Origin of the sequence: Polaromonas sp., from assembly GCF_039932935.1 — a bacterium.
Lineage (GTDB): Bacteria > Pseudomonadota > Gammaproteobacteria > Burkholderiales > Burkholderiaceae_C > Polaromonas.
Genome location: NZ_JBDTPB010000039.1, coordinates 71,508 through 94,204, shown reverse-complemented (window position 1 = coordinate 94,204; position 22,697 = coordinate 71,508). Strand labels below are relative to the sequence as shown.

Genomic DNA, 22,697 nt, shown 5'->3' with positions numbered 1-22,697 from the left:
TTTCAAGAGTTTTAGAGGACGAACATGGCTCGTATCGCTGGTATCAATATTCCGCCGCATCAGCACGCCGAAATCGGCTTGACTGCTATTTTTGGCATTGGTCGCACGCGCGCTCGCAAGATTTGCGAAGCTTGCGACATTGCTTACGCCAAGAAGGTCAAAGACCTGACCGACGGGGATCTGGAAAAAATCCGTGAACAGATCGGTCTGTTCACCATCGAAGGTGATTTGCGTCGTGAAACCACGATGAACATCAAGCGCCTGATGGACATCGGTTGCTACCGTGGTTTCCGTCACCGTCGCGGCCTGCCGATGCGCGGTCAGCGTACACGGACCAATGCCCGTACCCGCAAGGGTCCACGCAAGGCCGCTGCGTCTTTGAAGAAATAATTGAGAGGTCGTCATGGCAAAATCACCAAGCAATAACGCCGCACAGCGCGTTCGCAAGAAAGTACGCAAGAACGTGGCCGACGGCATTGCACACGTCCACGCTTCTTTCAACAACACGATCATTACCATCACGGATCGCCAGGGCAATGCGTTGTCGTGGGCATCTTCTGGTGGTCAAGGCTTCAAGGGCTCACGCAAGTCCACTCCTTTTGCAGCGCAGGTCGCTTCGGAAGTGGCTGGACGCGCTGCTATTGAGCAGGGCATCAAGAACCTTGACGTCGAAATCAAGGGTCCAGGCCCAGGTCGTGAGTCGTCGGTGCGCGCATTGGGCGCACTGGGCATCCGGATCAATTCGATTGCTGATGTGACTCCCGTTCCGCACAACGGCTGCCGCCCGCAAAAGCGCCGCCGTATCTGATTCCCCGCCTTGTGTCTGGCAGCTGCGTTGCAGCCGCCGGAGCAAGGCTTTTAACCAAGCCCACCGCCGTTAGGCTTATCGCCGAAGGCTCCTGCAGCAATGCAGCAGATGACAAAAGGATACTCAAGTGGCACGTTACCTGGGCCCCAAGGCCAAACTCTCCCGCCGTGAAGGCACCGACCTTTTCTTGAAGAGCGCACGTCGCGCCATCAGCGACAAGGCCAAATTCGACTCCAAGCCAGGTCAGCACGGCCGTACCTCTGGTACCCGTACCTCCGACTTCGGCCTGCAATTGCGCGAGAAGCAAAAAGTAAAACGCATGTACGGTGTGCTGGAAAAGCAATTCCGCCGTTATTTCGAAGAAGCTGATCGTCGCAAGGGCAACACCGGCGCCAATCTGTTGTTCATCCTGGAATGCCGCCTGGACAACGTGGTGTATCGCATGGGCTTCGGCTCGACCCGCGCAGAAGCACGCCAGCTGGTGTCGCACAAGGCCATCACGGTCAACGGCGGTTCCGTCAACATTCCTTCGTACATGGTCAAGGCTGGCGACATCATTGCCGTGCGCGACAAGTCGAAGAAGCAGACCCGCATTACCGAAGCTCTTGAGCTTGCAAAACAGGTCGGCCTGCCCGCCTGGGTTGATGTGAACGCCGACAAGGGCGAAGGCACCTTCAAGAAGGTTCCGGACCGCGACGAGTTCGCTGCCGACGTCAACGAATCGTTGATCGTCGAGTTGTACTCACGCTAATTTTTCGTTCCTGCGATACGGGGCACCGTATCGCCAGGGTGTGCTTCGCCGGCCTTATCGGTGTAACGAACCGAGGGTATTGAGAGGAAGACTGCATGCAGACCAATTTGTTGAAACCAAAAACCATTAATGTTGAGCAGCTTGGCGCCAACCGCGCCAAGGTGACTCTGGAGCCGTTTGAGCGTGGCTACGGCCATACGCTGGGCAATGCCTTGCGCCGTGTATTGTTGTCTTCCATGGTTGGCCACGCCGCCACTGAAGTCACCATCGCCGGTGTTTTGCATGAATACTCGTCGATCGACGGTGTTCAGGAAGACGTCGTCAACATCCTATTGAATCTCAAGGGTGTGGTTTTCAAGCTGCACAACCGTGATGAAGTCACGTTGAGCCTGCGCAAGGACGGCGAAGGTCCTGTGACGGCCGCCGACATCCAGACGCCGCACGACGTGGAAATCATCAACCCTGAGCACGTGATCGTGAACTTGTCGCACGGTGGCAAGATCGACATGCAGATCAAGGTGGAAAACGGCCGTGGCTATGTGCCCGGCAATCAGCGCCGCTACGGCGATGAATCGCCAAAGTCTATCGGTCGTATCGTGCTGGACGCGTCGTTCTCGCCCGTCAAGCGCGTGAGCTATATCGTCGAAAGCGCCCGCGTTGAGCAGCGCACCGACCTCGACAAGCTGGTGCTGGAAATCGAAACCAACGGCGCCGTGACAGCGGAAGATGCTGTTCGCGCTTCGGCCAAGATTCTGGTCGAGCAGCTCGCAGTGTTCGCTCAGCTCGAAGGCAACGAATTGGCTGCATTTGACGCACCCGTTCAGCGCAGCTCGCAGCAGTTCGACCCGATTTTGCTGCGCCCCGTGGACGAACTCGAACTTACGGTTCGCTCGGCGAACTGCCTCAAAGCAGAAAACATTTACTACATCGGCGATCTGATCCAGCGCACTGAAAACGAGCTGCTGAAGACACCGAATCTGGGTCGTAAATCGCTCAACGAAATCAAGGAAGTGCTCGCTTCACGCGGCCTGACCCTTGGTATGCGCCTTGAAAGCTGGCCGCCTGCCGGCCTCGACAAGCGTTAATTTGAACCACACAAGATCCTGCCCCGAAGGGGATCTCGCACGGGCAGTACCTGATACGGCTGCCTGGATTTTAAAAAAGGAAACACCATGCGCCACGGACACGGACTACGTAAACTCAACCGCACCAGCGAGCACCGCCTCGCCATGCTGCGCAACATGATGAACTCGCTGCTGCAGCACGAAGTCATCAAGACCACATTGCCCAAGGCCAAGGAATTGCGCCGTGTGGTCGAGCCGATGATCACCCTCGGCAAAGAACCCACGCTGGCCAACAAACGCCTGGCCTTCGACCGTTTGCGTGATCGCGATATGGTCGTCAAGCTATTCGCTGAAATCGGCCCACGCTACAAAGCGCGTCCCGGTGGCTACACCCGTATTTTGAAGATGGGTTTCCGCGTAGGTGACAATGCACCGATGGCCTTGGTTGAACTGGTTGACCGTCCTGAGGTGTCGGAAGACACTACAGCTGACACGGCCAAGGCAGAGTAAGCTACAATACATATATACCGCGCGGTGGAGCAGCCTGGTAGCTCGTTGGGCTCATAACCCAAAGGTCGTAAGTTCAAATCTTGCCCGCGCAACCAACATCCAAGCCGTCTAGGCTGGTAGCAAACGCCCACTTCATGTGGGCGTTTTGCTTTTGTGTCGAGTTTTGTGGCGAGGTCCGTGTCGTCACAAACCGCATCATATTTGGAAGTGACCATTGGGTACGTGGCGGGTCTCAGCAAGACTTCGCAGTCAATGTGATTCAGTCGACGGCCTGCGCACAGACGGCCCGCTTTGTTGCGATACCCGCCGGTCTTTAATAGCGGCATTAGGGGTGAGTTACACCTAGCGAAATCGATGTCCTAGGGGAATACCGTTGGCAGGAGGAAGTTTGCCATGAGTACAAAGCAGGAATTTTTTAAGCTTCGCTTCGTGGGCTTAGCTAGCGCCGGCTGGACGCCAAGTTCGAGGCAAATCACCGGTGCGCAGTTACTGCTTGGGCATGGCGCGTTGCCAGACAGCCAGTGATTGGCACCTTCGCCGCACGGAAGAAAATCCATAAGTTCAATGAGCGCAGCGTGGGATTTGTCGAAACAAACTAAACATAATCTACCTGGCTGGCGCTCTATGCGCGAGGGCCGAAGACCCCGGACCCACTGATCATATGAGTACTTTTTGAGCATAAATTCCCCCCTCAATGGGGCGTACGGCGGGGATGTGTTGCTGCGCAGTGAATCCAGCGCCGCCTTCGGTTAGCTTTTCGAGGGGCAAAGGCGGCTGCATTGCTACAATATGTAAAAGCATAAGGAACACCGTGGCGACAACAGCGATGGAATATGCGGAGACACCCGCCAAAGAAAAGCTGGAATTCAGGATTTTCGGTGCGACTTCATTTGCAGCCACCAAGGACGCATGGACCTTAGACGCCACAAATGGCGAGGGGTTTGCTCCTGATGTAGAACAGCTAATGACCTGGGTAGCAGGGCATATCGCTTTGGTAGACAATGAGATTGCCTATGGGATCTTTAGTCCTGATTCAGAGGTTGCAGTCGGCATCTGTGAACTCGCCATTACAAAACCTAGCGTGCGGGGAAAGTGGGTCAAGATGATCCGCCTGCGCCTTCGCCCCACGGTTGAAGGTTTGTTATTTAAGAACGATCCTGACGGACTCTTAATCGCGGTAAGTGCCTACGTCTCTGCGGTGCTTGGGGTTTACCATGTAAAAAATGAGCACAAGGCGGTGATCATTAAGGTGTATGGTCGAACTCAGGAACAGATGCGATTTTTGACCCTGCTGTCAGCAGCGTTGAAAAAGGGTGGGAACGCCACATTTGAGTCGAAGATCGAAGGTCGTTGGTTAGTTCTAAATTGGGGAAAGACATGAAATCGAACATTATTCCGTTGGCAACGGCTCAACACGTGGCGCCTGCATCTGACGGGGTAGCCATTGCGCAAGCTTTGAAAACTGCTATCAACGAATTCGGCGCCACGAATCTGGCAATGGCGCTCGTGGAGCCTGAATCAGTAGATCGACTGAAGGCTGCTTGAAGCCTTGCACACATAGCAAAAACCCGCTTCGGCGGGTTTTTTGTTGCCTGAGCCCCACCTCTATCTGCCGCCGGCGCGGCGTTCCCACTGTCTTTTTCTTTTGGGTCGGCCACGGGTCGCTACTGCATGTTGCTCGGCGCGTCGGGGCCGCCGCAAGCTAGTGGGTTGATGTGGTCGATCACATAACTAAGGCAGGCGCCTTAAGCGCGCAAGAAAACCCGCGTGCGAGTCGTCAATGTGAATGCTTTGAAGATGAGCAAACCTTCGACGAAGCAAGAAATTGCCGCCAAGTACAAGGAGGCGTGTGGCCGAGATGTCCGAAGTGCACGCAGGTATCTAAGCAGAACATCGCTGGTTTCATTCAATGGGGGCGAATTAGGTCGCCCTCTGCATTTTTGGCGCAGTCCCATTTTGGGCACGCTCAAGCCGGACCAGTTCACACGGCTAAAGTTTTTAGGAACAAGACTTCTTTGTCATCCCCTCTCGAGTGGGGTCGAGATAAACAAAAGAATTTTGTCGCCGCAGTGGGGCCGCCTTAAAAATTCTCCTCTGAAGCGCAGTTTTTCTGAGCACAGGACGGTTTTGTAGGCACCCACAGGTCCAAGAGCGGTCCCGCCCTAGTTCTCGAGCGCCAATCTTGCCAATTTCTCCAGCACACTCATCTTCGAGTTGTCTCCGCCGACCAATACGCCGTTGGTCATAGTGTGTAGGTAGAGCTGGACCAGGGGCAAGTCCAGCATACCTGCCAGTGTCTGGACCCCGCCGTCGGCGTAGTGCATTAAGTCGCGCATGCCTGAAAGGGCGTCACCGCCGCCGCTTATTCCGCCTTCAGGAGGCACAAAAACCCGTACGAAAGTCCCGCAGTCCTGCACAGGCAACCTGAGCCCGACGCGCTCACCATGCTTGGCATGCTCCGGTTTAAACATGGAGATGTAGTACGGGAGCAGGTTGAACTCCCGTCCCTTCGACAAGAAGCGTCCCTGACTACCTTCCTCCTTCTGGGCAGCCTGGTATTTATCCTGGGCCGCAATCGCGTGTTCGATGCCCTCGTAAGAGTCGTTCAGTATGAGTTTGGGGACGAAGTTTCCGGCCCAAACCGTGAGTCGCTCACTTGTCTTGCGGTCCACGACCCAGAACTGACCATCTCGAACCCAATCCTTGCCGCTTTCCTGAAGGAAGGGATACTCGAAGACCAAGTCGAGCAATGCGCCGGCGTCGCCCCAAGGCGTGCGGCGGACACGGATGACGGACAGGGAATCGCCCTCGACTTGCACATCGACAGCAGCAACAAGCTGCTCCGGCGATTGCCGCCCGATCATCCGGACACGGCGGCTGGCCAGCAGCGTGAGCTCGGTGGGCATGCCCGCCGGCATGGCGGGCACCTTGAGAACCTTTTTTCCAAGAAGGACTTCTTTGAGCGACAGCTCCACCAAGCAGCGCTTCAGGGCCTCTTGCAGCTGCCGACTGCCGGCGTCATCCGCCTTGCCCGGCCGAAGTCCCGCGAGTGCGAGTGGACTGTAGTTCAAGCCTTGCATTGAAATGCTGACCCCAGGCTTGGCTAGCAGATGCCGAAACTTCGCCTCTGTGTAAGGGTCCGCGATGCCCTCGCCGCGGGCTAACGCGGCGTACGCAATCTGGGTTTTGACGGGTAAAAACTCCGGGGTGACCGAGCTTTTGGAGAGGCGGACGCTGCCCATGTCTTCGTCACCCTCGCCATTCAGAAAGAGGTAATTCAAAGCGGGGTCAAGCGTGGGAGGCGCGGCCTCCGCGACCCGGATGTCCGGCGCCGGGAAATGGGCTTTCTTGTTTCCTGCAACGTGGTAGCCAGGCAGGTACTCGGGAAACCGGGTCAACGGGGCCAGGGCGTCGTGGTCGAGCGCATCAGCCGTTGTGTTTACCACCACCAAGGGTCGCTGCAGGTTCGCCAAGGGCTCCAAGGGAATGTACGCGTCGTCCACGCAGTGGGAAGCGACGAAAGTTTCCCGCTCGAACGGGACGCCCGCCTTGGTGAAGAGTCGAATCGCGAACTCGGTGAGCAAGTTCAAGTAGTACAAGCGGGTGCGCCGGACCTTGTCCCTGTCTAAGCTCAGCCCCTCCATGGGTGACTTCCTGCCGTCAAGCTCGAAGAAATCGTCAGGCACGAGTCGAGTGATGCCCACGAGGTAGCCTTCGCCAGCGTTCGCGAGCCTTGTCGCCGCTTCATCCTCGGCAGCGGCTGTCGCCTTCCTCCCGAACCTCTTGGCGGTCACGTCGCAAAGCAGGAGCCCGTGCTTAGTGTTGACGGTGAACTCGGCTTCCGCGAGGTGGAGAAATTTCTTGGAAGCCTGGCTCGTGCTGCCAAGGTAAACCCCCGGGCCGAAACCACCACCTACGAACGTGTCTTCAGCCTCGAATGAAGCAGACTCAATGAGCTCTTTGAGAAGCATCAGCTCAATGAACTTGGCCGGCGTACTAGCCACTGCATCCAGCATGGACTGCAAATCCAGCTTCGGTCGAGGACCCAAGTACCAAGCATCCTTGCTGGTCATGGTGAAAGATTGCTTCGTAGCCGCCGACGGGTCGAGGCCCAGTTCTTTTGCGATTTGGGCCCGTACCTGCTTGGCCCGCTCTCGGAAGAAGCTGACGCCCTTTGCCGGCTTTTCTTCAGCAGCCCTGGGGAGCGGCAGTGCGATAGGCACCAGAAGACCCCCTGCTGCAGCCTGCCACTTCGCAAGCAGCCGCGCCGTGTCGGCGACGGACGCTATAAAGCGCAGGGAGTTAAGGCGGGCAACGGCGGTGGTTTGCGGGTCGAGTGGGCGAATTGGCATTACTTTCCCAGGACTGCATCGCGCAGGTTGACGTTCGGCATCCACATGTTTGCCCCCGTGTTCGGAACGAATAGGGACATGAAGCGGATGGTGCCGGCAGCCGGCTTAGCCACCGCGAACTTGTGCGCTCCATACAGGTTGACGTACAGGGCGTGGACCGTCGTGCCGGGCAGTAGGTCGCGCAGCCGTCGGTGCTTTTCTTCCGCTTCCTCTTGAAGCTGCGTCTTCTTTAGGCTGTCAGTGCTACGGGCCCAGTTTTTGATGTCAATGGCGACCAGGACGTTCGGAGCCGGGACAAGGTAATAGTCGAACATCTGGTAGAGCTCGGCGTAGAGCGGGTGCGCTGCCAACTCCAAATACTCGACCGGGCCGCCTCCTAGGGCGAGGGCCTTTGGCCAAACGTTGAACTGCTTCCCGACGTACTGCTCGAACTCAAGCTCAGCGATGTAGCCCTTCATAATTTCAGTCACAAACCAGGGCTGCGGGAGAAGGCGCTTGGTCCTGTCCGCAAGCTTGAAGCCGCGCCATTCCTTCAGAAAGCCCTGCGTGGTGGGGGATAGATGCGACACCAGCCCTTCCGGGGCCACCATGCCAATCCAGTTATAGGCGTCGGTCCCGTCCTCTGCGTCGGTAACCAGCGTCTCCGTCATGCCGGAGAGAGCGTATAGGCAGGTGTACGGCTCTGCCATGGCTGGAACCTCAAGGAAACAGCCATCACGGTACTCCGCCGGCACGCCCGCCGCGGCCAGCTTTTCCAAGTACTTCGTCGGGTCGGTGAACATCATCGAGTCGAACAGTCGCTCCCACATGCCGCGGGCGGACGAGTCCGAACGGAACCGGCGTGGTGTCTGGCTGGTGAACTTGCGAAAAACGACGGCCTTCTTGAGACTGTCCCGATGGTCCGCTTCTCGCGCAGACTCAGAAGGAAAAATCGATGTCTCGATGTTGTGCCATCCGAGCTGCGTTAACACCGCACGCTGGGCCGGCGATGCGCGCTTGCGCAGCTCTGGCGCGTGTCGTAGGCCGAGGTGCACCATCCGAGCAGCCTCCGAGCTCACGTAAAGGTGCTGGCAGGGCATTTGAGTAGTGGGCCGGCGCTCACCGCGCCCCAGCGCCTGAAACACGGTTCGGGTGATGTCAATGACGTGCTCTTTCCGCAGGCGGCGCCACCGGTTGCGGGAGTACTCGAACAGCAGGTCGCCCTTGGACATCGCCGACCAGTTCTCATTTTCGTCGCGCAGCACCTGAGCGAAGCTCTGGAACATTTCCATCGAAAAACCACCCGTACCGGGGCGCGTGTGACGCGTGTAGTAGGGGTCGTTCAGCAGGCAGAACAGCTCAAAATCGCGCTCCTTGCCGTTTTGCGTTGTAAGAAAGTTGATGCCCCGAGACGCCGATGCGTATGCGGACCACAGCAGGACCTTCTTCCGGCTGATGTCGAGAGCGTCTTCCAGTTCCTTATTGAACTGCCCCTGGTCGTCGTCTTCCTGCAGGGCTCCCGTCTTTGACCGGTCCTTGTTTCGGAAACGGCCCGCGGAGTAGAGAATGACGGTCACATCTTCCTGCACGCCATACTCTCTGTAGGTCGGTATGGCCCCGGGCCGGATGACGAAGTGGTCGCCCGTCGTGTCCATTTGGCGGACGAGCCCAGTGTTCATGTTCGCCAGTCGCATCAGGCACTTCCTGACGTGCATGGTGGTCTGGCAAAGAACCAGCCCGGAACGAACACTGCTCGCAAGGAGTCGGTCAAGGCTTGCCACCAAACCAGCCAGCTCATTGCGCTTGTGCCGGTTCATCTGGGCGTAGCCAGGCTCTTCCCTTTTCGGACGAGCATCTTCAAAAATCTGGAGTAGGCCCTTGTATGCCTTGGAGACCCCGAAAGTCGGTGCCGGGTCGCTGTCATCAAGGATGACGACCTTTCGTTCCCGCTTCCCAAGCATGTCCTCGGCCTTGGCAGAGACCACCTGGAGCTCGTCTTCGCCCATCTCAGCGAAATGTCCGCCGCGAGCTTCGATGCAGCGCCGCAGCTGCTTGGTGTTGAAGGCCCCGGACGACGCAGAGTCCAGCCCGCCGGTGGCGCTCATGAGGTAAACGCCGTTTGTGCGACCCAGAGCCCGAACAATGTCTTCTTCAGGGGTCGCACGCAGGGAGGTGATGGTCAACGTGAGACTGACGTCAGCCTCTATGTTGTATTCCTCGGCCTGCACTCGACTCTCCTCAAGCGTCACCACGCTCTTAGTGTCCTGGAACAGGAATGAATCGGTAAGCAGCTCCTTATCGCTGGAGTCGGTCGACAGGCCTTCGCTGGCGGCCTTGCTTTCGAAGAGCCGTCGCACGTCTTGCCGGAACCGGTCCAGGCTCGGGTAGCGTTCCTGGTCGGTCTTCGACATTTCGATGGCATCTTCGCCAGTGGTTTGGGCAAGGACCTTCGCCATGAACACGACGAGCTTGAGGTAGTCCAGGAGCGTGTACGCGCCCGGCGGGATGTCGCCGTCGTGGTAGTGGAGGCGAATGGTCTGGTGCGCTGTGTCCTTCGTCAGCTGAACCTGCCTCAAGAACTCCGTGTCCATCACGCTGGCCGATTCCGTGAAGAAGGTTTGCCCCGGCTGGTCCAGCACCTCACCGTAGGTAGACCGACTCATTGTGAAGAACTTCTTGTCCGCCACCAGGTCGTGCAGGTCGAGAAACGTCTCGTACGCGATGGCTCCCTGCCGCGTAATTTCCAAGATGTAGTCCCGGATGCGCTGCAGCACTCGCGCCTTCTGCCGGAAGCGCTTGAAGTTGGCGTGGGCGTCATTGCGGTCATGCAGCTGGTTCAGAACTGCCAGCAACTCCGTGTCATCAAACCGTTTCGCTGTATTCGGAAATTGCGCGGTCAGATGATTCCGCAGAATCTCCACGCGGCGCGCGTCAGGGGTGTATTTGGCGGAGGTGCGGGTTACCTCCATCGCAAATTCGTCGTCAAGGACCTTGCTTACTTTGGCGAACTGTTCCAGGTGCTCGTAAACCTTTGTGGCAAGAGCCCGGTCGTTGGGCCCGTCACGGCGCAGCTTCTCAAAGGCCATGGGCCACTTTAAATCGAAGTACTGGAAGAACTCGGAGATGACCAAGTTCAGGTCGTTACGGCCGCCGGAGTTGACAACTGACTTGCGCTGGTCGAACAGATACCAGTAGGAGTCTTCTTCCTCGTCGACGAAGGTGACCACGCGGGCAGAGTCTGGTCGACCTGACACCATGCGGCCGAAGGGGCTGCCGTCCCGATTCAACTCCTCGAGGAACAGCGGCAAATTGTCGAACTTGTGCGCCTTGAAGCTGCCCTTGTCGTCGGCGCCGTACACCTTGTGCCCGACCTGAGCCTTGGAAGCGGTGCTCACGATGATGCCCGGGTTGTCCAGGAAGGACTGCAGCGGGTGAAGCCTGCGAACGAGCTCACCGACTTCTTTGACGCGCATCAAGCGGTCCGCGTCGCGCTTGTGCGCGCGGGTCTCAACGTCCAGTTGAATCAACCGCCAGACAAAGCTGTCGGCCAGGCTACGGGCTCGCTGCGCGGCCTTGATGTAGGCGCTGCGGGTATCTTCGTATGAGTCATCCGAAGGCGACATCCCCAGGAACGAGGACTGCTCACAAAAAGCGGCCTTCTGGCGAAGCTCGTTCAGCCGGGCCCGGACTCCTCTATCGGTATCGGCGTGTTTTGAGGACTGTTCCATCCGGGCACAGACCTCCCGATGGCCGTCCAGCCATGCGACAAGCCTCAAGCAGGCTTGAAAGAAGCTCCTGTCATTCAAGTGGTACTCAATGGAGTAAAGCCTGTGAACAGGGATGGAGACGCCGCGCTCCCGCACAGCATCCTCGATTTCGTCAGCGTACTCGCGAGACTTTTGGTGCCGGCTCACCTCATCACTGAACCCTGCGACGAGCGACTGCAGCGGAGCAATGAAGACTGGGATGACGTCGCAGTTGATGAACAGGTCAATGCTGAATGCGGCGGCCGTGTAGGTCTTGCCGAAGCCGGTGTACCAGTTCAGGAGCTTTATGAACGGGCGCTCAGAGGCCCGGAGAAAAGGTTCCTTGAAACCCTTTTCAAAGATGGCGGTGGTGGTACGTGGGGCCTTGGAGCTCATTTGGAGTTCTCCTCACCGTCTCTCAGCGAAGATGCACTCGCTACCCGCAGCCCTGCCGCGAGGTACTCGGCATAGGCACTCGTGAGCCCGCCGACGTCTTCCGCCTTCAGAAGTTCTCGCGTTCGATTCAGTTGCGGGCTCATTGCACGTCTCCCTGACGTTCGAACCGAACGAACAGCGCATGGCCTAAGGCCCAGGGCCAGGCGTCTGGCGAATCCGGCACCAATCCCTTTGTCGACAACAGATTCGGCATCACCGCAGCGTACATGGTCAGACCAAGGTCCTGAACGGTCGTGCGCAGCTGTTCCGCTTCGCTGGCATACAGCAAGTAGGGCAGTTCCTTCTCTGTCTGCTGACCATTGCCAGCCGTCATCATTCGCACTCGCAGGCTCGAACCGAAGTCCTCCAACGCCTTATGCAGTTCTTTGACTCGCTCCTCCTCGAGACCGCGGGGAAGAACACCAGAACGCACCGAATCAATTCGGGGCATCAGAGCTCGCAACAAGCCATCGTCGTCGACGCGCTCCATCTCGGAAATGTTCGGCTTGGCGAACATCAAGTTAGGCTTCTCGACTTTAAGGTTCTGCAGAAGCTGGAATACGAAACCGACTGGGAGCCGGTCCTGCATCGGAAGGGGCTCCACTCCGAACTTCTCGAAGTAGCCTTCTGCGGTAAGGTTGGCCGCCTTGAGCAGGTGTAGCAGGAAGTGCAAATCGACTCGATAGGTCTCTGGCACACCACTGAGGTACCCGATGTTCTTGGTTTGCTCGTGGTGCTTGAATGTCCCCCCGTGGATGCGCTTTGTCAGCCTGTACCGTCGTAGCAGCCGCACGCAGTCCAGAATTCCCAGAAATCGATGCACGCGCCCGGGAACGTATTCGTGAGGCTTGAGGGTTTCAAGGACCCAGACATAGCGGATACCGTTAACGAACCAGGCGCCGTTGCCTTCGTCAGGCACGGTGATGCTCATGACGGGCGTTTCGTCAGTAGTGTCGTTGCGCAGCGAGAGTTCCAGTTGGTGCCAGCAGGTCAGTTCGTCGCCCCGAGCAATCTCGTAGCCCGCGTGGGGGTCGTTCTCGTCGTCTTCACGAATCAGCACGAGTTCCGTATTCACCGCGTCGGCAATCCCAACGGAACCAGGTATGCCCTTGTGGTCCGCCGTGCTGGCGCACAAATGCAGGACGGCATACCCGTCGAGAACCGCCTGGCCGTTCTCCTCAAGGTGGCGGCGCAGCTTTTCGAGCGCTGGCGGCGCATCTTCCAACCAACCATCTTTTCCCAGGAGCGGAGTCACGGTTGCTAGGGGCCAAAACTGAGCTTGCTGATTCGGGCTGTCTTTGTCGGGAGGCACCGGCGTCGAGAAATGCACACTGCCGTCAGCGAATTTGAGGGCCAGCACACCCAACGGCAACTGGCCGCGCGCGTAAAGCTGGTCCGTCCATCGTCGTAGTTCGGTTGCCAGGCCATCCCAAGACTTGAACTCGCCCATCTGAAGCGACTCTGGCGTGAGCCCTTCGCTGCGGTCAAGGGTAGTGAATCGCAATCGGGGCGTGTCCGCGTGCTCGTTGGTGTGCCAGCTGCTGTAACCGGCCAAACGAGAAGCCGCGTGTAGGGCGTGAGTGTGCTTGAAGGCAATCCGGCGGGCTTGGAGCGTCTTACGCAGGCGTTGGGCGACCGTTCGAGGGTCTTCACCCTCACGCAATTTCAACTCGTTCACGACGTCTAGCGCGTCGTCGAAGGAGAATCGTGGCGCCTTCAGCTGGACGAATGTCCATAGGGCAGCGGCTTGCACCTCAGGGGTAAGTTGGTTGGGATTTGGCGCGGCGGCCGAATCGATGAGAGGCATGACTGAGCTCCATGTCAGGAAAGCACGGCTATGAACGGCACGCGTTGTTCGGCTTTCCGGAGTCAATCAAACCGGGGAAGGACCGAGATACTGATGTACTGTTTTGCCAGGCCGGACAGAAGTCCAGTGCGTGCGCTGACGGGAGCAACTCACCCGCGGTTCCGAAAATCCGCATGCGAATGCTACAGCCATTTAATGCTGCGCGTCAAATTTCCATCCGTTCGCGGGATGGCCCGGGCTCAGGGTGTCAAGCTCTGCGACGGCCTGGATCGCCACCGTACGCGCTGCTTGCATCGCCATCGACCGCCGAAATATCGCCGATGAATTCATCGGCAAATTACTCTCAGCAGCGCCGCTCAGGGATGACGGTGGTTGGCCATGTGAGCCCGTGCTGAATGTGCTGGAGCAGTTCCACTCCATGTCGATGACAGTGGGCGTGCGGATGGGCTTAATTAACTCGGTTGGGGCCACTTGGCGAGATGAAGGCGGAAATCAGGAACGCGCCAAGGCCTCAAAGTACCGAAACTGTGCTGCTGCCGTTCAGTATTCACATCCGTTCGTGGCATCAAATCTCTTTATGCAGCTTGTCGAAACCTATGAGCAATACGCCAAGCGAGAAGGCGCCGATGCAGGTGTGCGTCGGCTGCTTGAGACTTAGTCAATACACCAATAGTCAGCCAATTACTGCGGAGAAGGTGCCCCGGTAGATTCAAGCAGTGGTCCTCCAGTGATGACTGCTATTGGCCCCCACCGGGCATAGCCGACCAAACTGGGAGCACTCGCTAACGCAGCATTGCGGACGATCAAACGCCCAACTTCAGCTGGTTGGGGCCGGCAGGATTACATGGCGTACCAAAGTAGTTGATCGCGCTGCGGCGCTCTGACCTCACCCCGCTGGCTTCCGGTAGCCCTTTTCGCACGGTCCAGACTATTTGACCTTTTTCTCTAGGTTTATCGATTGGTCTAAGGCCAAGCCCGCATCCTCTTGCAGATGCTCCATTAGATCTTCGACCTTGCAATCAAAGTATTGGCACAACCGATCAACAGTATCCGTCCCTGTGCCATATCCCTTTTGATTCAAGATTTTTGACAGCGTCATTCTGTTCAGGCCGGTCGCCGCCGCGATCTCATTGACCGTCACTCGCCGCCCTTCCGTGAACTGCTTCTTCTCAATCATTTCGCCAAGCTTGAATCGAATCATGGGTGCAAAGTTAGCGAAAGATAAAAATATTTATCAAAAGACTTGAAAAATTAGCTTTTGTGCGTATTATTGGCATCAGGTGATAAATATTTTTATCACTTGCAACCTAAATTGTAAAGGAGCTATCAATGATGGGTCAGACATATCTCACCACCGACGAGCTTTCTTCCAGGATCAAGTATGACGTTAGAACGATTCGAGAACGCCTCAAGGACAGCGTCCTAATTGAAGGCGTGCACTACTTGCGTCCGTTTGGTGGGCGGAAAATATTGTTCGTATGGGAGGCCATTGAGCGCGACATGAAGGTTGCCTCATTCCACCAGCCCATCGGCATAGGCGCTATTCCGATGGCTAATGGAGCAGTCCTCCATGGCTAAAGTTACTGTCCGAAAGGAAACCGGCAAGCTGGTGATCGACTTCACGTATCGTGGGGTGCGTTGTCGTGAGCAAACAGCATTGCCGGATTCTCAGCAAAACCGCAGGCGTGTTCAAGGGTTGATCGAAAAGATCAAGAAGGCCCAGCAGGACGGTATTTTTGTGTACAGGGATTTTTTCCCTGAGAGTGCACTTGCGGCTCGGTTCGATCCGGTCGCGCCAACCATACCAGTATCGATTGAGGTCGAATCTACCGCAGAAAACAGCACGCCTTTATTCCAAGCCTTCGCCAACCAATGGGTCGACGAACATAGCATCGAATGGCGGCGCAGCCATATTCGGTCGTTGCTGTCGACCTTAAACAGCCGCCTCATCCCCCACTTCGGAGGAAAGGCGGTCGGCCAAATCAACAAATCTGACATTCTTGCCTTCCGCGCCACACTCGCCAAAGTTAAAGGTCGCGGAGAAAAAGAAGGACTCTCACCCAAGCGCATCAATGAAATCATTGGAACGCTCAATCAGATCTTGTGCGAAGCAGCCGACCGATTTGAGTTTACGTCACCGACCACCAACATCAAACGCCTCCGGTTGCGTAGAACCGATGTCGACCCCTTCAGCCTGACAGATGTGCAGCGCATCATGGCGACAGTACGCGTTGACTACAAGCAGTACTTCATCACCCGTTTCTTCACAGGGATGCGGACCGGGGAAGTCCACGGCCTGAAATGGAAGTACGTCGATTTTGATTTGCGCGTCATCCGGGTTCGGGAAACCTTTGTGCTCGGTGAAGACGAATACACCAAGACCGACGGAAGCCAGCGCGACATCCAGATGAGCCAGCCGGTATTCGATGCCCTGCAGGAACAGTTCAAGGCCACCGGCGGGATTTCTGAGTACGTGTTCTGCAACCTGCTCGGTGCCCCGCTGGACAACAAGAACTTCTCCGACCGGATCTGGTACCCGTTGCTGCGCCATCTCGGCCTGCAGAAACGCCGTCCGTACCAGATGCGGCATACCGCAGCCACTCTCTGGCTGGCATCGGGCGAAGCACCGGAATGGATCGCCCGTCAGCTGGGCCACACCAGCACCGAGATGCTGTTTCGGGTTTACAGCCGCTACGTGCCCAATCTGACACGGCAGGACGGTTCGGCCATGGAGCGTCTGCTGGCCAGCCGCTTGTCAGCGGGGCCGCTGATTCCGATCGAGGCAAGCGCAGGGAGCAACAAGATGGGGCAGGGCGGAAGCGCTGGATCACGCACGGTCTATGTGCCCGCCGGTGATGTCCCACCACAGCCTGTTCCCAAGCCGCGCGGCATTCATGGCGCCCGGCGCGTGCCGACCCCCACCGTCCCAATGCCTCGCTCCACAGACAGCGAAAGCATCGTCATGCCGCAGGCCAATGGTGACTATCGCGGCAGTGAACCCCAGCCGCCGCCTTACTGGCAAAGGACTGCGGTCAAAGCCACCAGCTCGCTGACCCGCCTGACCTAGTCCTTCTCCTCCTCACTTGACCTCTGAACACCGCCGCCGCAAAACCCTTTGCAGCGGTGTAGGGGAAAGCTTTGCCCAAATTTATCAGTTACTTCATTCACAAACAGGAAATCATCATGAACAGCAAAACCCGCCCATCCAAGAAACCCACCCCACCGTCCAGCGGATCTGTTCAACCCCGCCCGCCGATTCCAGCCGGTGTTGCTCCGGATGCAGAGCAGCCCAATCTGGTCCGCATCCATGACCTCACAAGCTTTGCCGTCATCTTTCTGCCGAAAGCGCTGCGGGCGCTGATCGGAGACGAAGCCTACGAGTGGAATCTAGAAAACATCAGGAACCAGGAACTCGTCCTCGTCATACGGGAGCCCCACGACGTTGTCTATATCCGGATACCGGTCATGGCGCAGGAACTCAGCACGAATGCGCAAGCGTCCGCATTGCCCGTCAAACCCCCATCGCGCGCAAAGAAGAAATCAAAAGTAGCACCGGCCACCAAGTCCACGGCCAAGCGATCGGTCAAACCTGCCCGCAAATCCAGCGGCAAGGCCTGACCCAGGTTGCCCTTCCATCGATCCATCAGAGCAAAACCCATTCACGAACAGGAAATCCTATGAACACGAAAACCCGCAAATCGAGTCAGCCCGACAAATCCGGAAAGTCCACGCCATCCTCCGTTGAGCAAACAGAGCCAGGCTCAGCACTGGAAGGGGCATCCCACGATCTGGTCCGCATTCACGACTTGGAGGGTCGTGCAGGAATCTACATCCCGGACGAGCTGCGAGCCATCCTCGGGGACGAGGCTTATGAGCGCAACCTGGAAGAACTCAGGCACTACGAGATTTACATCATCGCGCGCGAGCCGAAAGACGTGGTCTATCTCAGGATGCCGATCCTCGCTGTGTCCCTTGAGCCAAGTCGCCCGGCTTCGCAAGAACCGGTTGAGGCACCCACGACCTCCAAAGCAGAGGCAGACGCAAGGGCAAAACCCAGACAAAAAGCGAAACCAAAAGCGGAGACGAAAGGCAAGAAGGTCAAAAGCGCCTCCAAGCCAGCCGCCTGACGTTTTATGCACCCCCACATTCAAAAGACATCGCATCGAAAGCGCAAATCACCTAAGCATCGTGCAGGGGAGAGCTTTGCCCAAATTAGTTGCCGAGTGATTTCAACAATTCAAGAAAGCCATCATGAATAAACCGATCCCAAGTCGCAGCCGCACCGCACCGCGCCCAGCGAACCTCCAAGTGGCTCAGTGCCATTGCGAGGGTGCTCCTGCTGCGGCACCTTATGACCCCCGGCTGCTCGCATCGGCCGAGTCCTTGCGCGTCGCGCTGGAGCACCGCCGCTATCACTACAGCGACCAACGCCTGGAGCGCTTCGCACTGGAGTTCTTCGCGGACGACAACATGGTCTGGGCCTATTTCTTCCCACGGGAAGCGGGGCCCAACCCTCACCAAACCTCTTACGGTACGGTGGCGCAGCTCGACATGAAGGCTGTGTGGACGCCGCTGAAGGTAGCCACTGCTGCTGCCGTCCGGGCGCAGTCGATGGCCATCGTGCGGCCGCATGAGCGAGAGTTCATCCACCTGGCGACCCTGCTCTACCCCTGCGCCTTGTTTCACAGCGTTCGCTCCGCCGTAATGGGTGGCCATCAGCGCATCGCGGTACCTCCCGGCTGGCTGGTTCATATGCGAAGCCAGTTCCTGGCGGATGCGCTGCGCACCTTGCGCCACCACGAACCCGCCATGGCACGTGGCCTGGGCGCCGTGTTGGATGTACCGGGCGAGGGCGCCGTCAATCCGGATCAGGTGTCCCGCCTGGCCTCGGCCATACGTTTGGCACACCTGCAGGCCCGGGCCGTCTGATCGGCGGCACGCATTCACTAAAGGATCTACATGTCCACCTACAACAAGCATTTGATGAACCAGTCTCAACCTCATGCCCAGCCAGATTTCCATGCTCATCATTCCTGCAAAGCGGGTCGGTCCAGCTTCTTCGATATTTCACTGCCTTCTACTGCCCCAGCGCAGGTACCCAAGGAGATGCGCCGGCCCTTGATCCTGCAAGCACTGCAGCCCAGCTGTGCCCATCCACTGATTCAGGCCTTCATTGGCTATGTGTTTGAAGACGAGTCCGCTCTAGATGCGTACTTCTTCCCTAAACAGGTCAGCCGCCATATGCCAGCTACCTCGGCCATGCCTAACGGGCCAGCCGTTGAAACCCTGGTCCCGCTGGAAGTCGCCCGGTACGCCGGTCTTCATGCCCAGTCCATGAGCCTGGTGCAGCCGCAGGAGCGTCAGCTGGTCAATGTCGCTACCTTCCTCTACCCCTGCAGCCTGTTTCATCTCAGCCGCATAGACGCGCTGTCGGGACCGAATCCTCCCGTTCCGACCTTCGACGCGGTGGAGACCATGCGGGCGCTGCTGCTTGAGGAATCCTTGCATCGCCTGCGCTGCAAGCATGCAGGACTGGGCAAAACCCTTGCTGCGGTGCTGGGTCTACCGCATGACGATGACGTTCAAACCGATCAGGTCGCCCGGCTGGCAGCGGCGGTCTACCTCGCCAACCTCAAGGTGACGGCCCTCTGGACGGCCCTTTGGACGGAACCCGGAGGCCACGCATGAACGCCCGCCCCAATTCCCCCAAGAAGCCTTCCGACCCCGTCGAGAAAGCGCTCATGGTGTTCTTTGCACTCCTTCTCGTCATGCCCGCCTTGTGGTCATCAGGGTACCTCTACGTGTTCTGGACCACTGACGAGGTGGTCTCCACCCGCGCCATCGGCAACTTCGTCAGCATGAGCGGACCGGGAGGGTGGGGAGGCGCAGTGGTCCTGGAGACTGACCTCGGCTCGTTTCCCCTTCACTCAGCAGCCTCCATCACCAAGGGCACGCCACTGATGCTCGAGCTGCGTGCCTCGGGCCAGCGCTTTATCTGCGACGCCCGCCACACCCACTGCCTCAAAACCCACGGCCCCGACTTCGGACCTGCTTGGGAAGGCGTCAAACCATGAACCACCACCTCTTGAGGCTTCGCCTCCACATGAAGAATGCCGATGTATCTGCCACAGACGCTTTGTGGGAAGACCTGGTGCGCTGGTGCGATGGACACCAGCTCTTCATCGGGGGTCGGGCAGACAGCGCTCTGATCTATTCGCCGCTGCTGCCGGTGGACGCCAAACACTCCCGGCAACTGTGGGCCTTTCTCAACAGAAACCCGCACATCAATGTGTTTCGCATCGAGATCGTCCAGCTTCAAAGCCTTCATCGCCTGACCGTCAAAACCGCGGCCATCGAAGCCATCAGCCAGGCCCAGCGATACCTCGCCGAGCGGATGGCCGAGTGCGCCGACTCGCTGGCAGGCCTCACCTACATCCTGACCAACCGCTGGAGCGCAACAGTGACCAAGGATGGCAAGTTGCTGGAACTCAGGAATCCGGCCTCCCAACTTCGGCTGACCCTGTCTGATGTGAACGGCATCAGCATGCCAATCCTCGAACAATATGGCGGTGCAAGCTTTGGGCTCCAGCGTATGGAGGAGTTGACCCCTGATTGGCTCGGGCTGGGCTGGCATCAGGAGGTAGACCGGGGTGCCATGCGCGCAGGAAAGTGGGTGGCTACTACTGGGGACTGGCAGGTCAGTCTGTACGCCGAACCCGGATCGGGTCTGTCGCATCGGGCCGTGATGCTTCGCTACATGCAGGTCTGCGCCAGTTGATGCCCGCAAATACCAGTGAGAAAGGAGCCCACTCATGACTGCCAACGTTGCCTGGTTCAGTTTGCACCGAAGTGATGTCCAGAGGAAAGCGACTGACGCCACCTCCCAGATGGAGTATCAGCTCTGGGATGTATTGGTCAACTGGTGTGAGGCCCGGTCCCTGTTTCTCGGGGGTTCAATAGACGGCGCGGTGGTTTATGCCGCATTGGCTTCCTTGACACCCCAACAGTACAGGGCCCTGCGGGCCTGGTTGATGGCTTGGCTGAATGCGTGGTCAAAGGACGGGCAAGAAACCTGGGACTTGCGGATGCAGATGACGGAAGTAAGCAGTCTCCCTCTGTTAGGGGGTCATCTGGCCGGGATCGAAGCCGTCAGTCAGGCCCAGGAGTTTCTGGTGCAGCGCCTGGCCGAAGGTGCGCTGTCGCTGGCTGGCATCGCAATACCGCTGCAGCAACGCTGGCGGTCTGCCTTGAGCCCGCTGGGAGATTCACTGGAATTGCGCCTCGCGCGCTTGGAACTTCTGCTTTTCATCAGCCGCAATGACCAGGGGCCTTCGGCAGTGCTTGGGCGATTCAACGGACAGTCCTTGGGCCGTGGTGATCTTGAAGCGCTCATTCCCGAGCTGCTGTCCCTGCACTGGCGGGAGCTGAAAAGCGCCGGTGACCTTTCCGTGGGTGAGTGGACCGCCGAGTACCGGGACTGGCGGCTCAATTTGTGTGCGGACCCTGGAAGTCGCCTGGATCACCGGGAGGTGATGCGGAGGTGGTTGGTGTGGCTCTGTACGGGATGAATGCCGGGTGACTGCAGGATGCTCTGCCCGGTCTGCCCGGTCTGCCCTTCAGGGCCATAGTTTCAGCGAGACACCCTGCCCCGGGAGACAGGACGAGCGGAATGAACTTTGGTGCTCGGCTTTACATCAGGTGTTGCCAAAAGGGCGCCGATGTCGATTTCCAGGCCGTGGGCCAATGCATGCAGCACCGTCAGCGTGGGATTGGCCAGGCCGGACTCGATGCGGCTCATATAGGTGCGGAACAGACCGCAGCGGTCAGCCAGCTCCTCCTGGGTGAGCTGGAACTCCGCTCGAAGTTGCTTGATGCGCAGGCCCAACGCTTTGCGGGGATCGATAAGGGTGATTGCCACCCAAGGACTATCGAATTTGTATACTCATTCATACACACACGGATTCGTACATTTGCAATGTTAATTTACTCAGAGAGAACAAGATGGAACAGACAGTTCAAGAAATGACGAAATACTGCGACCAGTGCGGTGCCGTGGCACGGCTCCAAGCCAGGTTCTGCGGGGGCTGCGGTTTTGACATGAGTGCCATGCCGCAATCAGCTGTACAGCCACTGGTTTTGAATGATCAGAGTTTGTCGGTGGAGGCGCCTCCGGCTGAGTCGTCTTCCATGGACCTGGGCATGGCCTGGATGATCTACATCGTGGCGTTGCTACTGTGGATTGGAACGCTGGTGCTGCCTCTGGGTGCGATCAGCGCGCTGATCTACCTGGTCTCGGGGTTTGTGATGACCCGCTTTGTGATGCGAGGGCTGATCGAGTTTCACCCGGTCCACAACACCATCGCTAATGTGTTCAGTGCCAAGATCTGGATGTTCCTGCTGTGGCCGATTCAGATGGGCATTTTGCTGCTCAAGCTGTCCGTGAATTCGGCCTTGTAGGGGGAAAGCATGAAATCCATCTCAAAGTTTCTTAAACCATTTGCCCAAACGCTTCTGCTTGGACTGGTCCTTGTTGGTTCTGGCCCATCCTTCCCCCAAAATCTGGAGAAGAACGACATGCCTTGCGTGAAAGAAATATGCCTGGGTGACGGGATGCAGGAACTGCAAAAAATCAATTGGGAAAAAGCTCGTGAATTCCCCCGAGCGTTCAGCTCGGCCAGCGGGGACTTTATTGCGTCCCGCAGAACGAGCAGCTCCGAGTTGGCCGAGATGCTCAAGAATTACAAAGGGCCTGCTTCAGTCATCCGCGCCGTCTCTGCCTATTTGCCGGCAGACTACAGGAGCGGTCATTTTGATAGCACCTCCCTGCCGCTGCTGTCGAAGATGGAGGCCGGATGTCGTCCCTACCCGCTTGAAGGCCGATATACCCCGCAGGGTGGGTTCCCAACGGCGGTTGCCATCGGACTGTTTGCCTCAGCAGACGGCTCCTCGCAGAGCTGGAAGGTTTTTGAAATCAACCGGTATTTCCCCCAAAATCTCACGGCAGCGCAGTTGAGTCAAATCAATGGCCAAGTTGAGACGAGTTATCAAAAATGGCTCGATGGGAAAAGGCATGTGTACATCACTTTGGCAAGCCAGTCCTTTGCAGGCTCAAATGTGTATTTTCAGATGTCATCGACCGGGAATCCAAATTTGGCCCTTTATCGTGACGAGTCGATGCGCCATCCACTTTGCGGTGGCACGCAGAAGCTTCAGATCAACTGAAGCTGAGCAGAAGAAAGTCCCGC

At 57.7% G+C, this 22,697-nt stretch carries 24 protein-coding genes and 1 tRNA gene; 20 read left to right on the top strand and 5 right to left on the bottom strand.

The genetic code is table 11. The features are described from left to right. Positions 1-24 precede the first annotated feature (24 nt). From rpsM to ABI546_RS06430, 8 genes are all read left to right on the top strand, one after another. Positions 25-390, top strand: a complete 366-nt coding sequence (rpsM, locus tag ABI546_RS06465) for a 30S ribosomal protein S13 (protein ID WP_348045242.1) — start codon at positions 25-27, stop codon at positions 388-390. Positions 391-403: 13 nt separating this feature from the next. Beyond that, positions 404-808: a 30S ribosomal protein S11 gene (rpsK, locus tag ABI546_RS06460; RefSeq protein ID WP_007869288.1), complete on the top strand. Its 405-nt coding sequence runs from the start codon at positions 404-406 to the stop codon at positions 806-808. Positions 809-935: 127 nt separating this feature from the next. Beyond that, complete coding sequence (gene rpsD / locus ABI546_RS06455; RefSeq protein ID WP_348045240.1) at positions 936-1,559, top strand: 30S ribosomal protein S4; 624 nt, start codon at positions 936-938, stop codon at positions 1,557-1,559. A gap of 95 nt (positions 1,560-1,654) precedes the next feature. Beyond that, positions 1,655-2,644, top strand: a complete 990-nt coding sequence (gene rpoA, locus ABI546_RS06450; RefSeq protein ID WP_122954336.1) for a DNA-directed RNA polymerase subunit alpha — start codon at positions 1,655-1,657, stop codon at positions 2,642-2,644. A gap of 87 nt (positions 2,645-2,731) precedes the next feature. Continuing rightward, positions 2,732-3,133, top strand: a complete 402-nt coding sequence (gene rplQ, locus ABI546_RS06445) for a 50S ribosomal protein L17 (RefSeq protein WP_122954335.1) — start codon at positions 2,732-2,734, stop codon at positions 3,131-3,133. A gap of 18 nt (positions 3,134-3,151) precedes the next feature. Continuing rightward, positions 3,152-3,228 (top strand) — tRNA-Met (locus tag ABI546_RS06440). Positions 3,229-3,944: 716 nt separating this feature from the next. Next, positions 3,945-4,514: a hypothetical protein gene (locus tag ABI546_RS06435; RefSeq protein WP_348045237.1), complete on the top strand. Its 570-nt coding sequence runs from the start codon at positions 3,945-3,947 to the stop codon at positions 4,512-4,514. Next, complete coding sequence (locus ABI546_RS06430; RefSeq protein WP_348045235.1) at positions 4,511-4,678, top strand: hypothetical protein; 168 nt, start codon at positions 4,511-4,513, stop codon at positions 4,676-4,678. The genes ABI546_RS06435 and ABI546_RS06430 overlap by 4 nt, the downstream gene beginning before the upstream one ends. A gap of 617 nt (positions 4,679-5,295) precedes the next feature. Here ABI546_RS06430 and ABI546_RS06425 read toward each other — a convergent pair. The 3 genes from ABI546_RS06425 to ABI546_RS06415 form a co-directional block, all read right to left on the bottom strand. After that, on the bottom strand, positions 5,296-7,485 hold the full coding sequence (locus tag ABI546_RS06425) for a hypothetical protein (protein WP_348045233.1): 2,190 nt from the start codon (positions 7,483-7,485) through the stop codon (positions 5,296-5,298). Then, positions 7,485-11,606: a hypothetical protein gene (locus ABI546_RS06420; RefSeq protein ID WP_348045231.1), complete on the bottom strand. Its 4,122-nt coding sequence runs from the start codon at positions 11,604-11,606 to the stop codon at positions 7,485-7,487. Before ABI546_RS06420 ends, ABI546_RS06425 begins: the two co-directional genes overlap by 1 nt. A 139-nt stretch (positions 11,607-11,745) precedes the next feature. Then, positions 11,746-13,452 carry a hypothetical protein gene (locus ABI546_RS06415; protein WP_348045229.1) on the bottom strand — a complete coding sequence of 569 codons (1,707 nt, stop codon included), beginning with the start codon at positions 13,450-13,452 and terminating at the stop codon, positions 11,746-11,748. Positions 13,453-13,696: 244 nt separating this feature from the next. Between ABI546_RS06415 and ABI546_RS06410 the strand changes: the two genes are divergently transcribed. Further along, a complete protein-coding gene (locus tag ABI546_RS06410; RefSeq protein ID WP_348045227.1) occupies positions 13,697-14,110 on the top strand; it encodes a hypothetical protein in 414 nt (137 codons plus the stop codon). A gap of 270 nt (positions 14,111-14,380) precedes the next feature. Here ABI546_RS06410 and ABI546_RS06405 read toward each other — a convergent pair whose 3' ends face one another. After that, positions 14,381-14,653, bottom strand: coding sequence for a helix-turn-helix transcriptional regulator (locus tag ABI546_RS06405; protein ID WP_348045225.1), 273 nt, complete (start codon positions 14,651-14,653; stop codon positions 14,381-14,383). A 131-nt stretch (positions 14,654-14,784) separates the two neighbouring features. Between ABI546_RS06405 and ABI546_RS06400 the strand changes: the two genes are divergently transcribed. The 9 genes from ABI546_RS06400 to ABI546_RS06360 all read left to right on the top strand — a co-directional run bounded on the left by ABI546_RS06400 (position 14,785) and on the right by ABI546_RS06360 (position 21,020). After that, positions 14,785-15,030: a hypothetical protein gene (locus tag ABI546_RS06400; RefSeq protein WP_348045471.1), complete on the top strand. Its 246-nt coding sequence runs from the start codon at positions 14,785-14,787 to the stop codon at positions 15,028-15,030. Continuing rightward, a complete protein-coding gene (locus ABI546_RS06395) occupies positions 15,023-16,519 on the top strand; it encodes a tyrosine-type recombinase/integrase (protein WP_348045223.1) in 1,497 nt (498 codons plus the stop codon). The genes ABI546_RS06400 and ABI546_RS06395 overlap by 8 nt, the downstream gene beginning before the upstream one ends. Before the next feature lie 116 nt (positions 16,520-16,635). After that, positions 16,636-17,070: a hypothetical protein gene (locus tag ABI546_RS06390; protein ID WP_348045221.1), complete on the top strand. Its 435-nt coding sequence runs from the start codon at positions 16,636-16,638 to the stop codon at positions 17,068-17,070. 59 nt (positions 17,071-17,129) lie between these two features. After that, a complete protein-coding gene (locus ABI546_RS06385; RefSeq protein WP_348045219.1) occupies positions 17,130-17,579 on the top strand; it encodes a hypothetical protein in 450 nt (149 codons plus the stop codon). A gap of 124 nt (positions 17,580-17,703) precedes the next feature. Then, positions 17,704-18,381, top strand: coding sequence for a hypothetical protein (locus ABI546_RS06380; protein ID WP_348045217.1), 678 nt, complete (start codon positions 17,704-17,706; stop codon positions 18,379-18,381). A 30-nt stretch (positions 18,382-18,411) separates the two neighbouring features. Next, complete coding sequence (locus ABI546_RS06375; protein ID WP_348045215.1) at positions 18,412-19,140, top strand: hypothetical protein; 729 nt, start codon at positions 18,412-18,414, stop codon at positions 19,138-19,140. Further along, positions 19,137-19,526: a hypothetical protein gene (locus ABI546_RS06370; protein ID WP_348045213.1), complete on the top strand. Its 390-nt coding sequence runs from the start codon at positions 19,137-19,139 to the stop codon at positions 19,524-19,526. The genes ABI546_RS06375 and ABI546_RS06370 overlap by 4 nt, the downstream gene beginning before the upstream one ends. Further along, a complete protein-coding gene (locus ABI546_RS06365) occupies positions 19,523-20,230 on the top strand; it encodes a hypothetical protein (RefSeq protein WP_348045211.1) in 708 nt (235 codons plus the stop codon). The genes ABI546_RS06370 and ABI546_RS06365 overlap by 4 nt, the downstream gene beginning before the upstream one ends. A 34-nt stretch (positions 20,231-20,264) precedes the next feature. After that, complete coding sequence (locus ABI546_RS06360) at positions 20,265-21,020, top strand: hypothetical protein (RefSeq protein ID WP_348045209.1); 756 nt, start codon at positions 20,265-20,267, stop codon at positions 21,018-21,020. Positions 21,021-21,082: 62 nt separating this feature from the next. On the opposite strand, the gene ABI546_RS06355 is transcribed toward ABI546_RS06360, so the two are convergent. Next, a complete protein-coding gene (locus tag ABI546_RS06355) occupies positions 21,083-21,370 on the bottom strand; it encodes a helix-turn-helix transcriptional regulator (RefSeq protein ID WP_348045207.1) in 288 nt (95 codons plus the stop codon). Between the two features lie 83 nt (positions 21,371-21,453). Between ABI546_RS06355 and ABI546_RS06350 the strand changes: the two genes are divergently transcribed. Beyond that, a complete protein-coding gene (locus tag ABI546_RS06350) occupies positions 21,454-21,909 on the top strand; it encodes a zinc ribbon domain-containing protein (protein WP_348045205.1) in 456 nt (151 codons plus the stop codon). Positions 21,910-21,918: 9 nt separating this feature from the next. After that, positions 21,919-22,674, top strand: a complete 756-nt coding sequence (locus ABI546_RS06345; RefSeq protein ID WP_348045203.1) for a hypothetical protein — start codon at positions 21,919-21,921, stop codon at positions 22,672-22,674. Positions 22,675-22,697: the final 23 nt, after the last annotated feature.

Bases quoted from the DNA above. Each gene is read 5' to 3' on its own strand.
- ABI546_RS06360 (WP_348045209.1), top strand. From the start codon at position 20,265: ATGACTGCCAACGTTGCCTGGTTCAGTTTGCACCGAAGTGATGTCCAG.
- ABI546_RS06370 (WP_348045213.1), top strand. From the start codon at position 19,137: ATGAACGCCCGCCCCAATTCCCCCAAGAAGCCTTCCGACCCCGTCGAG.
- ABI546_RS06430 (WP_348045235.1), top strand. From the start codon at position 4,511: ATGAAATCGAACATTATTCCGTTGGCAACGGCTCAACACGTGGCGCCT.
- ABI546_RS06350 (WP_348045205.1), top strand. From the start codon at position 21,454: ATGGAACAGACAGTTCAAGAAATGACGAAATACTGCGACCAGTGCGGT.
- rplQ (WP_122954335.1), top strand. From the start codon at position 2,732: ATGCGCCACGGACACGGACTACGTAAACTCAACCGCACCAGCGAGCAC.
- ABI546_RS06345 (WP_348045203.1), top strand. From the start codon at position 21,919: ATGAAATCCATCTCAAAGTTTCTTAAACCATTTGCCCAAACGCTTCTG.
- ABI546_RS06390 (WP_348045221.1), top strand. From the start codon at position 16,636: ATGAACAGCAAAACCCGCCCATCCAAGAAACCCACCCCACCGTCCAGC.
- ABI546_RS06380 (WP_348045217.1), top strand. From the start codon at position 17,704: ATGAATAAACCGATCCCAAGTCGCAGCCGCACCGCACCGCGCCCAGCG.
- ABI546_RS06425 (WP_348045233.1), bottom strand. From the start codon at position 7,485: ATGCCAATTCGCCCACTCGACCCGCAAACCACCGCCGTTGCCCGCCTT.
- rpsM (WP_348045242.1), top strand. From the start codon at position 25: ATGGCTCGTATCGCTGGTATCAATATTCCGCCGCATCAGCACGCCGAA.
- ABI546_RS06365 (WP_348045211.1), top strand. From the start codon at position 19,523: ATGAACCACCACCTCTTGAGGCTTCGCCTCCACATGAAGAATGCCGAT.
- rpsK (WP_007869288.1), top strand. From the start codon at position 404: ATGGCAAAATCACCAAGCAATAACGCCGCACAGCGCGTTCGCAAGAAA.
- ABI546_RS06420 (WP_348045231.1), bottom strand. From the start codon at position 11,606: ATGAGCTCCAAGGCCCCACGTACCACCACCGCCATCTTTGAAAAGGGT.
- rpoA (WP_122954336.1), top strand. From the start codon at position 1,655: ATGCAGACCAATTTGTTGAAACCAAAAACCATTAATGTTGAGCAGCTT.
- ABI546_RS06385 (WP_348045219.1), top strand. From the start codon at position 17,130: ATGAACACGAAAACCCGCAAATCGAGTCAGCCCGACAAATCCGGAAAG.
- ABI546_RS06415 (WP_348045229.1), bottom strand. From the start codon at position 13,452: ATGCCTCTCATCGATTCGGCCGCCGCGCCAAATCCCAACCAACTTACC.
- ABI546_RS06405 (WP_348045225.1), bottom strand. From the start codon at position 14,653: ATGATTCGATTCAAGCTTGGCGAAATGATTGAGAAGAAGCAGTTCACG.
- ABI546_RS06375 (WP_348045215.1), top strand. From the start codon at position 18,412: ATGTCCACCTACAACAAGCATTTGATGAACCAGTCTCAACCTCATGCC.
- ABI546_RS06395 (WP_348045223.1), top strand. From the start codon at position 15,023: ATGGCTAAAGTTACTGTCCGAAAGGAAACCGGCAAGCTGGTGATCGAC.
- ABI546_RS06400 (WP_348045471.1), top strand. From the start codon at position 14,785: ATGGGTCAGACATATCTCACCACCGACGAGCTTTCTTCCAGGATCAAG.